The sequence below is a fragment of the Streptomyces sp. NBC_00878 genome (assembly GCF_026341515.1).
Classification (GTDB): domain Bacteria; phylum Actinomycetota; class Actinomycetes; order Streptomycetales; family Streptomycetaceae; genus Streptomyces.
The window spans coordinates 108,485-120,086 of the sequence record NZ_JAPEOK010000003.1 but is presented as its reverse complement, the minus strand read 5'-3'; the positions used below and the strand labels follow the sequence as shown (position 1 = coordinate 120,086).

Genomic DNA, 11,602 nt, shown 5'->3' with positions numbered 1-11,602 from the left:
AAACGCACCGTCTCACGCACCTGCCGCACGAAATACTCCGCCGACGGCACAAACGACAACCCGACCCGCGACTCACCGAACTCGACCGTCGCCGCCACCGCCGCAAAGTCCTCCAGCACCGGCTCCATCCGCGCCGAATGGAACGCATGACTGGTCCGCAACCGCCGGAACTCCCCCAACCCGGCAGCAACCTCCAACACCGGCCCCTCGTCGCCGGAAAGCACAACAGCCTGCGGGCCGTTCACCGCAGCGATCTCCACACCCTCACGCAGAACCGCCCGGGCCATCTCCTCCGAGACCCGCACCGACACCATCACACCGCCGGCCGGCAACGCCTGCATCAGCCGCGCCCGCGCCGACACCAACCGGCACGCATCCTCCAGCGACACCACACCAGCGACATAAGCAGCGGCAAACTCACCCACCGAATGCCCGATCACCGCATCCGGACGCACACCCAGAAGATGCGCCAACGCCACCTCATACGCGAACAACGCCGGCTGCGCCAAACCAGTGTCATCAACACTCAGGCCCTCATCCACATCCAGCAACGACCAGACCCGCGCATACATCTCCGCGAACACCGGGAACTCAGCAGCCAGCTCCGCCGCCATCTCCGCCCGCTGCGCACCCTGCCCGGCGAACACGAACACCAACGGCCCGCCCGACACCCGGCCACGCACCACCACATCACCCAGCACCACCGCACGATGATCGAACACCGCACGCCCCGCCAGAGTCACCGCCACATCACCGACCTGCGGCAACCCCGAAACCCGCAACTCGAACTCAGCCAAAGCCGGTGCGGTCCGCGCCGACAACAACAGCGGCGCCCACCCCTCGGCCAGCACACGCAGCGGGCCGGAAACCTCCTCCAGAATCACGTGCGCGTTCGTACCACTGATCCCGAACGACGACACCGCCGACCGCCGCGGCCGACCGTCCTCATCCCAGAGGCGGTTGGCTGTCACCAGCTCCACCGATCCGGCCGACCAGTCCACATGGGACGACGGCTCCTCGGCATGCAGGGTCCGCGGCATCACCCGTCGCCGCATGGCCTCCACCATCTTGATCACCCCGGCCACACCGGCAGCAGCCTGCGTATGACCGATATTCGACTTCAACGACCCCAGCCGGACCGGCGACGGCGACGACCCATAGGTGGCAAGCAACGCCTGCGCCTCGATCGGATCACCCAGCGCCGTACCCGTCCCATGCCCCTCCACCAGGTCCACGTCGTCATAGGTCAGCCCGGCACTCGCCAGAGCAGCACGGATCACCCGCTGCTGCGACGGACCGTTCGGCGCCGTCAAACCGTTCGACGCACCATCCTGGTTCACCGCCGAACCACGAACCGTCGCCAAAACCGTGTGCCCAAGACGCTGGGCATCCGACAGACGCTCCACCACCAGAACACCGACGCCCTCGCCCCAGCCCGTGCCGTCCGCGCCCTCGGCGAAGGCCTTGCACCGGCCGTCGGGCGACAGCGCCCGCTGCCGGGAGAACTCCTGGAACATCAACGGCGAAGCCATGACGGTGACGCCGCCGACCACGGCCAGCGAGCACTCCCCCAGCCGCAGAGCCTGCGCGGCCTGATGCAACGCCACCAGCGACGACGAGCACGCCGTGTCCACCGTGACGGCCGGACCCTCCAGCCCGAAGAAGTACGACACCCGCCCCGACACGACACTGCCCGAGTTGCCGATGCCGACGTATCCCTCGGCGTCACCGTCCGCGGCGAGGTCCCCGTAGCCCTGGCCGTAGGTGCCGACGAACACGCCGGTGTCCGAGCCGCGCAGCGAGTCCGGCGCGATGCCCGCCCGCTCGAACGCCTCCCACGACACCTCCAGCAGCAGCCGCTGCTGCGGGTCCATCGCGAGCGCCTCGCGGGGGCTGATGCCGAAGAACTCCGCGTCGAAGTCGGCCACGCCGGTGAGGAAGCCGCCGACTCGCGCACGTAGGACTTGCCGACCGCGTCGGGGTCGGGATCGAAGATTGCGTCCGTGTCCCAGCCGCGGTCGACCGGGAACGGCCCGACGGCGTCCCGGCCGGACTCGACCACGAGTTGCCAGAGCTGCTCGGGCGAAGACACGTCACCCGGCAGCCGGCAGGCCATGCCCACGATGGCGATCGGTTCCTCGGTACGCGCCGGCGCCGCCACCTCGGCGACGACCGGCGCCGCGCCCCGCAACTCCCGATGCACCTCGGCGGCGAGCACGACCGGCGTCGGGAAGTCGAACACCGCCGTGGCGCTCAGCCGTACCCCGGTGGCCGTGAGCAGGTGGTTGCGCAGCTGGACGGCGGCCAGCGAGTCGAAGCCGAGGTCCTTGAACGACCGGTCCGAGGCGATCGCGGCGGCCTCGGCGTGCCCGAGGACCGTGGCGGTGCTGTCGAGCACGACCGCGAGCACCTCGTCGAGCGTGCGCGGCGGCGCGGCGGACGCTGCCGTGTCGGCGACCGCCCGGCGCGGACCTCCGTTCGCCAGCTCGCGCAGCAGCGGCGGCACCTCGCCCTTCGCGTCGATCGGCATCAGGATCAGAGCCGGGTCCGCCACGGCGTAGGCATGGTCGAGGAGCGCCATGCCCTCCACGGCCGTAAGGGGGCGGGAACCCTGGCGTGCGATCCGCTGGTGATCTGCTGCGTCGAGCCCCGCGGTCATCATGCTGGTGTCGCTCCACAGCCCCCAGTGCAGGACCCGGGTACGCGGATGCCGGCGCGTCTGTTGGGTGAGGTAGCCGTTGGCGGCGGCGTAGTTGCCCTGCCCGGGGTTGCCGAGGGTGGTGGCGGCGCTGCTGTAGTGGGTGATGGTCTTGAGGTTCGGCAGGGCCGCGGCGAACAGGTGCAGGTTGTGTGTTCCGTACACCTTCGGACCGAGGGCGGCGGTCAGGCCGTCGGCGGTGAGAGCCTGGATGGTCGCATCGTGCAGGACGCCGGCGGTGTGGAAGATCGCGGTGATGTCGCGATGCCGGTCGAGGACGCGTGCGAGGCCGGTGGCGTCGGTGAGATCGCAGGCGATTCCCGTCGCCTCGACGCCCTCGGGTACGACGCCGCTGCGGGACAGCAGCAGAATGTCGCGGACGCCGTGGGCCTCGGTCAGATGCCGGGCGAGAATGCCGGCGAGGGTTCCGGACCCGCCAGTGATCAGCACCTTGTCGCCGGCGTTCAGGGGCTGGGGGACGGTGAGGACGATCTTTCCGGTGTGGCGGGCCTGGCTCATGTGGGTGTAGGCGGCGCGGGCCTGCCGTACGTCGAAGTGGGTGAGCGGCAGCGGCGTGAGCACACCGTCGGCGAACAGCCGGTGCAGCTCGGCGAGGATGGTGTGCAGTCGGTCCGGTCCGGCGTCGATGAGGTCGAAGGCGTCGGCGGCGTCGCGGATGTCGGTCTTGCCCATCTCCAGGAACCTGCCGCCAGGCCTGAGCAGCTCCGTCGACGCGTCGAGAAGCTCCCCGGTCAGGGAGTTCAGGACGACGTCGACCTGCGGAAACGTGTCCCGGAACGACGCGTCGCGGGACGAGGCGATGTGGTCGTCGGGGATGCCCATCGCCCGCAGCGTGTCCCACTTGGCCGGGCTCGCGGTGGTGTAGACGTCGGCGCCGTAGTGGCGGGCGAGCTGGACGGCTGCCATGCCGACGCCGCCGGTGGCGGCGTGGACGAGGATCCGCTGCCCCGGCTCCAGTCGCGCGAGGTCGGTCAGGGCGTAGTAGGCAGTGGCGAACACGATCGGCACCGACGCCGCTGTGTCGTAGCTCCAGTGGCTGGGAACGCGGTGCACGAGCCGCGCGTCGGTCACGGCCGACGGGGAGAAGGCACCGCTGAACAGCCCGTGGACGCGGTCGCCGACGGACACGGCGGTGACGTCCGGGCCGGTCTCGGTGACGATCCCGGCGGCCTCGCTGCCCATCCGCTGGCCGTGGGCGGTGAGGTCGAGGGCGAGCATGACGTCTCGGAAGTTGAGCCCGGCGGCGTGTACGGCGACGCGGACGTGTCCGGGCGGGCACGGCTCGTCGGGCGCCGGGGCGAGGGTGAGGCCGTCGAAGATGCCGGGGCTGGTCGCGCCGAGAAGCCAGTTCCCCGCCGCCGGTGGCATGAGGGCGGCCGGGTCGGTGCCGGGCCGCAGCCGTGGGGCACTGAGCTGGTTGTCGCGGCAGCGCAGCTGGGGTTCCGCGGCGGCGACGAGGACCTCGGGCGCCAGGGTGTGGTCGGTGTCGGCGAGCCAGAACCGGCCGGGGTGCTCGTTCTGGGCGACGGCGGCCATGGCCCACGCGGGGCCGTCGGCCTCGGCGGTGACCAGGACCGGCCGGGGGTCGGCGTCGTCGGCGAGGATCCGCTGAAGGTCGGCGAGCAGGGCTTGCAGGGCGGTGTGGCAGGCGTCCGGGTCCGCGCCGGTCACCGGAGTGTCGATCACCCGCACCTCGGTGGCGGCGGTGTCCGGCACCGGGACGGGCCGCCAGGCGGGGTGGAAGACCGAGTGCGGCGGCACGGCGGCATGCGGTGTGTAGGGGCGGGTGCTGATGGCGCCGATCGTGAGGACGGGTTGCCCGGCAGGGTCGGCGGCGGTCACGGTGAAGCCCTGCCCGGTGCGGCTGATCCGGGCGAGCAGCCGGGTGGCGCCGGTGGCATGGACCTGGACCTCGGCGAACGAGAACGGCAACTCCACGCCGCCGGGCCAGGTGGCGAAGAGGGTGGCGGCGTGCAGCACGGCATCGGTCAGGGCCGGATGGATCCCGTAGCTGCCCGCCTCGACCGGCAGGACCACCTCGGCGTATACGTCGTCGCCGGTTCGCCACGCCCGGCTCAGGCCCTGGAACGACGGCCCGTATCCGTACCCGGCGGCCGCCAGGCCCGGATAGAACCCGGCGACGTCCACCGCGGCCGCGTTTCCGGGGACCCTGACCGGCGGTGGCACGGGCCCGGCGTCGGCAGCGAACACCACGGACGCGTGACGGGTCCAGGCGCCGTCGCTGCCGGAGTGTACGGTGGCGGTCCGTGAGCGGGAGTCGACGGTGATGCGGATGGCGACGCTGCCCGTCGCCGGGACGGACAGCGGGTTCTCGATGACCAGCTCGCCGAGCACAGGACAGCCGATCTCGTCCCCGGCCCGCACGGCGAGGTCGAGCAGAGCCGTTCCGGGCAGCAGTACGGTGCCGTCGACCGCGTGGTCGGCGAGCCAGGGGGCCGCGCCGAGCGAAACCTCCCCGAGCAGCACGACGGTGTCCGACTCGGGAACGGTGACCAGCAACTCGAGCAGCGGATGGCCGAGCGTCCCGCCCCGCCGTGCGCGGACGCCGTCGATCCAGTAGCGCTCCCCCTGGAAGGGATAGGTGGGTAGTTCCACGAAGGGCGCGGGCGGAATGATCGTCGTCCAGTCCACCGGCACACCGGCCACGAACGCCTGCGCCAGTGACGCCAGCATCCGGTCGGCTCCGCCGTCGTCGCGCCGCAGGGTGGGGACGGTGACCGCGTCGTCGAGGGCGGGGATCAGCACCGGCCTCGCACTCACCTCGATGAACACCGCGTCGTCGAAACCCGCCGCCGCCGGCGCGAACCGCACCTGCTGCCGCAGATTCCGGAACCAGTACTCATCGTCCAGCGCACCGGTGACCCATGCCCCGTCCACGGTCGACAGCCACGGGATCACCGGTGCCTGCGACGGCACCGACACCACCGCACCGCGCAACGCCTCGACATGCGGGGTGTGCGACGCGTAGTCCACCGCGATCCGCCGCCCGTCATAACGAGCACGGACGCCTTCGACCGCGTCCGGCACACCCGCCACGACCGTCGAGGACGGCCCGTTCAACGCCGCCACCCACACCCCGTCAGGCAACTCGATACCGTCGGCAGGCAACGGAATCGACGCCATCGCCCCCTTGCCCGCCAGCGTCGAAGCAATCGCCTGACTGCGCAGCGCCACCACCTTCGCCGCATCAGCCAGCGACACCGCACCCGCGACACAGGCTGCCGCGATCTCACCCTGCGAATGCCCGATCACCGCGGACGGCTGCACACCCGCCGCCTGCCACACCGCCGCCAGCGACACCATCACCGCCCACGACGCCGGCTGCAACCACTCCACCCGGTCGGGGGCATCGATCGCCTCCCAGAGGTCGAGGTAGGGCGACAAAGCGTCGGCGCACTCGTTCATCCGCGCCGCGAACACCGGCGACACGTCCAGCAACGCACGCCCCATCCCCGCCCACTGCGTCCCCTGACCCGGAAACACAAACACCACGTCGGGATCGGCCGAGGCGACTCCCGTCACGGTGGTGTCGCCGACGCGGACCGCCCGGTGGTCCAGCAACGCTCGCGTCGTGGCCAGGGCGAAGGCCACGTCCGTACCGGACTCCGCACGGGCTTGCAGCACGGCGAGGGCCTCGGGGTCCTTCGCGGAGAACACCAGGGGCACGGGCCCGGACACCACGGGAGTGAACGGCACCGCGGCCGGAACCTCCACGGCCGGCGCCTCCTCCACGATCACGTGCGCGTTCGTGCCGCTGATCCCGAACGCGGACACCGCCGCACGCCGGGTCCCGTCCGTCCACGGCCGGTTACCGGTCAGCAGCTCGACCCGGCCCGATGCCCAGTCGACCAGCGGGGACGGTTCTGTGACGTGCAACGTTCGCGGCATGACGCCGTACCGCATGGCCTGCACCACCTTGATCAGGCTCGCGCTGCCGGCGGCCGCCTGGGTGTGGCCGATGTTCGACTTCAGCGACCCCAGCCGCACGGGTTCCCCGCCCGCCCGGCTGCCGTAGGTCGCCAGCAGCGCCTGAGCCTCGATCGGGTCGCCCAGCGCGGTGCCCGTGCCGTGCGCCTCGACCAGGTCGACGTCGGCGACGGACAGCCCGGAGTTGGCCAGTGCCTGCCGGATCACGCCTTGCTGCGAAGGGCCGTTGGGGGCGGTGAGCCCGTTCGAGGCGCCGTCCTGGTTGACCGCCGACCCGCGCACCACGGCCAGGACGCGGTGGCCGTTGCGCCGGGCGTCGGAGAGTCGTTCGACCAGCACCACACCGGCGCCCTCGGACCAGCCGGTCCCGTCGGCGTCGGCGGAGAACGCCTTGCAGCGGCCGTCCGGGGCGAGCCCGCGCTGCCGGGAGAACTCCAGGAACAGCCCCGGCGAGGACATCACGGTGACGCCGCCGACCAGGGCCAGCGACGATTCGCCGTCGCGCAGCGACTGGGCGGCCAGGTGCAGGGCGACCAGGGAGGACGAGCAGGCGGTGTCGACAGTGACCGCGGGTCCCTCAAGCCCGTAGAAGTAGGACAGGCGGCCGGAGAGAATGCTGGCGGCACGGCCGGTCACCTGGTAGCCGCCCGCCTCGGCGGGGCCCACGCCCATCTCGGCGATGTAGTCCTGGCCGCTGAACCCCGCGAACACCCCGACGTCCCGGCCGCGCAGGCTCCCCGGGTCGATGCCCGCGTGCTCGAACGCCTCCCACGAGGTCTCCAGCAGCAGCCGGTGCTGCGGGTCCATCGCCTGTGCCTCGCGCGGGCTGATGCCGAAGAAGGCCGCGTCGAAGTCGGCGGCGCCCGGCAAGAAGCCACCCGACCGGGTGTACGTGCTGCCCGGAGCGTCCGGGTCAGGGTCGTACAGGCCGTCGGCGTCCCAGCCGCGGTCGCCGGGGAACGGGCCGATCGCGTCACCGCCGCCGACGACCAGCCGCCACAGGTCCTCGGCCGAAGCCACCCCGCCGGGCAACCGGCAGGCCATGCCGACGATGGCCAGCGGCTCGTCGGACCGGCCGGGCGTGCCGGCACGCTCCGGCTCCGGCTCGGACTCGGCGCCGATGAGGATCCGCCCCAGCTCCTGGGCGAGCGCCCGGGGCGTGGGGAAGTCGAAGACGACGGTGGCGCTGAGCCGTACGCCGGTCGCGGCCACCAGGCGGTTGCGCAGCTGCACCGAGGTCAGCGAGTCGAACCCGAGCTCCTGGAACGCGCTGTCGGGCGGGCCCGGGACGGTGTCCGCGCCGAGCGTGGCCGCCAGAGCGTCCCGCACCAGTTCGAGGAGGGCCTGGTCCCGGGCCCGGCGGGGCAGCGCGACCAGCCGCCGGACGAGATCCCGCCGCACGGCCGCGTCCGGATCGGGCGCCTCGCCGGTGTCCACCAGCGCGCGGAACGCGGCGGACAGTCGCCCGGCCGTGGCCAGCGCTCGCAGCCCGGCCGAGTTACGGCGGGCCACGACGTAGGACCCGCCCGCCTCCAGCCGGTCGAGCACCTCGGGAAGCAGCACGGCGGCTTCGACCCCGGGCAGGCCGAGCCCGACGGCCACACCGCCGGGGATCCGGCGTACGAGCGCGTCGGCGGTGGCCGGGGTGTCCTCGGCGCACACGACGAACGCGGCCCGGTCCGGGTTGTCCGTTCGCTCCGCCAGGTCCGCCAGCCCGCTCGTGCCGCCCAGGTGCACGACCGCGTGCAGCGGCCGGGCGTCGGGGTCGCCGGTGACGGTGACGCCCCGGGCGCTCAGGTGCCGGGCGACGCGCTCGGTGTGCGTCCCCGTGACGAGCACCGTGCCGTCGAGCCGCAGCGGTGTGCCGGGCTCCTCGTCCGTCGGCGTCAGGCGCGGGACCAGCACCACGTCCTCGCGGATGGCCACCTGCGGCTCGCCAGTCGCGAGCGCCGCGCCGAGGCCGCCGGGCACTCCGTCGGTGTCGACCAGCACATGCCGGCCGGGATTCCGGGCCTGGGCAGCGGTGACGAGATCCCAGGCCGCGGCCGCGGCCTCGGACGGCTGCTCCGCCGGGGAGGTCCGCACGGCCCACGCCGTGACGACGACCAGCGGCCGGTCCCCGTCGAGCAGGCTCGCCAGGGCGGGCTCGCTGTCGGCGTGCACGACGAGCCGCCCGTCGAGACTCACCGGGTCGAGCACGTCGACCGGCGTCCACCTCGTACGCAGCAGGGTCTCGCCACCACCGGCCGTGGCCAGCAGCTCGGCCGGTCCCGCCACCAGCTCGCGCCGCTTGATCTTGCCGGACGGGGTCCGGGGCACGGCCGCGACCCGATAGACCTCCTCGGGCACCTTGAACGACGACAGCCGCTCCCGGCAGATGGTGAACAGCGCGGCCGGGTCCAGCTCGGCGTCGCTCACCACGTACGCGGCAGGCACCTCGCCGAGCACGGCGTGGGACCGGCTGGCGACCGCCGCGTCGGCCACTCCGGGCACGGCGGTCAGCACGGCCTCGATCTCCCGGGGGTGGATGTTCTCCCCGCCCCGGATGATCAGTTCCTTGACCCGTCCGGTGATCGTGAAGTGCCCGGTCTCGGCGCGGACGGCCAGGTCCCCGGTGCGGTACCAGCCGTCGGAGAGCGCCTCGGCGGTCGCTTCCGGCTGCCTGTGGTAGCCGAGCATGAGGCTGGGGCTCGACGCCCAGATCTCGCCCTCGCCGCCGTCGGGCACGTCCTCGCCGGTACGCGGGTCGACCAGGCGCAGCTCCAGGCCCGGCACGGCGGTGCCGCACGACCCGGGCACGCTCGGGCCGTCCAACCGGTTGATGGTCAGCGAGCCGGTCGTCTCCGTGCACCCGTAGGTGTCCAGCAGCGGCGCCCCGAACCGCCGGCCGAACGCGGTGATCAGCGACGCCGGGGTAACGGCACCGGCGACCACGGCCCGGCGCAGCGCCGGCGCCTCGACCTGGCCGTCACCGGCCGCCCCGAGCAGGTAGTGGTACATGGTCGGCACACCGGCGAGCAGCGTGCAGCCCTCCTCGCGCAGCTCCCGCAGCACCTCGTCGGCGGCGAACCCACTCATGATCCGCACGGTCGCACCGCTCACCGTCGCGGCGAGCACGGCCAGGTGGTGGGCGAGGCTGTGGAACAGCGGCGCCGGCCACAGCAGCACGTCGGAGGACGTCAGCTCCAACGCCGGGACGTCACAGTGGTACGCCGACCAGAGCCCGCTGCCCAGGGTGGAGAGCACGCCCTTCGGCGCTCCCGTGGTGCCCGAGGTGTAGAGCATCCACGCGAGCTCGTCCAGGCCCAGGTCGTCCCGGGCCGGCCGGTCGGGTTCGGTGTCGGCCAGCGCCGCCAGCTCGGAGATCGTGATCAGTCGCAGGGCCGGCGCGACGCGGCGTACCTGCTCGGTGTGCTCGTCGTCGGCGAGCACGGCCACGGCCTCGCTGTCGGTCAGGAAATGCGCCAGCTCGGCGTCGCTGGCCTGCGGGTTCAGCGGTACGGCGACGGCCGCCGCGCGCGCCACGGCCAGGTACCCCTCCACCATCTCCACGCGGTTGCCGAGCAGCAGCGCGACCCGGTCACCGCGGGCGGCGACCCCGGCCAGGTGCCCGGCGATCCGGCGGGTGCGTGTCTCCAGCTCGGCGTGCCCGACGGTACGGCGCGCGTCCGCGTACGCCGGCTTGTCGCCCAGACGCGCGGCATTGTCGAGCAGCAACTCGGGCAGCGGCCGTACGTCGTGCGCAGGCGTCACAGAACACACCTCTCGTCGCATCGGGAAAACCGATCGTGACACCGGGAATCGGCTCCGATCCCCCCTGACCATCCCCCTGACCACGCCTCTCTCCACCCCCCTGACCCGGCCCGGTGCGGAACTGGGGTGGTGGCGTCCAGCGGGGGCGTGTTTCGTGATCGGGGATCCGTCGGTGTCGTCGATTGGGGGCCAGGTGCCAGCTATCGCGCCGTTCTGCACATTCGAGAAGATTGGCGCGCCGCGCCCGGTGGACGCGCCCGTCCTGGGCGTCGTCGAGCACACCGTCCGGCAGGCCGACCCGTGCCTCACCGAGGGGCATCCCCTGCTGGCCGTGCACACCGCCACCGATACCGATCAGGAGTTCGCCGAGGTGTGGCGCGCCCGTGGTCCGGTGCGCACCGGCGCCCGCGACGGGATCGCCTTCGGTCACGACGGGCAGCACCTGTTCGGCGCGGCCCGGATCCCCTCCGCCGGCACCTACGCGGAGGCCACCGAGCGGCTGTACGCGGCGGTGTTCGCGCTGGTGCGGGCCGAGGGCTATCCGACGGTGTTCCGGTTCTGGGCGTACATCAACCACATCAACGCGCCGAACGCCGAGGGCCTGGAGACCTACCGCGACTTCTGCGTGGGCCGGGCGCGGGCGGTGCACGCGAACGGGGTGGACCCGGCTACGATGCCGGCCGCGACGGGCATCGGCACCCACGGCGGCGGCATCGTCTGCTACTTCCTGGCCGCACGGGACGGGACCCGGGTCAACCTGGACAACCCGCGGATGGCCACCGCGCACGCCTACCCGGCCGACTACGGACCCCGGCCACCCATCTTCGCCCGCGCGACCGCCCTGGGCGGCCGGCTGTACGTGTCCGCGACGGCGAGCATCCGCGGCCACGAGACCGCCCACCGCGGCGACGTCGCCGCGCAGTGCCGGGTGGCCCTGGAGAACATCGCCGCCGTGATCGGCCGCGACAACCTGGCCCGGCACGGCCTGTCGGCGGGCCACACGCTGGCCGACCTGGACGCCGTGAAGGTATACGTCCGCCACCGCGAGGACCTGGAGCCGGTGCGCCGCATGTGCGTGGCGGCCCTGTCCCCGGCGGCCGGGCTGGGCGTGCTGCAGACCGACATCGCTCGCGAGGACCTGCTCGTCGAGATCGAGGCAATCGTGCCCTGAAGGGGTGGGAC

Annotated in this window: 1 protein-coding gene and 2 pseudogenes; 1 reads left to right on the top strand and 2 read right to left on the bottom strand. The window is 72.7% G+C overall.

Going from position 1 to position 11,602, the window contains the following annotated elements:
- A pseudogene (locus OHA11_RS47375) lies at positions 1 to 2,140 on the bottom strand (type I polyketide synthase); the annotation flags it as partial.
- A 78-nt stretch (positions 2,141 to 2,218) separates the two neighbouring features.
- Positions 2,219 to 10,441 (bottom strand): annotated as a pseudogene (locus OHA11_RS47370) (beta-ketoacyl synthase N-terminal-like domain-containing protein); the annotation flags it as partial.
- Between the two features lie 172 nt (positions 10,442 to 10,613).
- Between OHA11_RS47370 and OHA11_RS47365 the strand changes: the two are divergent.
- The gene (locus OHA11_RS47365; protein ID WP_266508793.1) at positions 10,614 to 11,591 is read left to right on the top strand and encodes an FkbO/Hyg5 family chorismatase; all 978 of its coding nucleotides are present in this window, start codon (positions 10,614 to 10,616) and stop codon (positions 11,589 to 11,591) included.
- Positions 11,592 to 11,602: the final 11 nt, after the last annotated feature.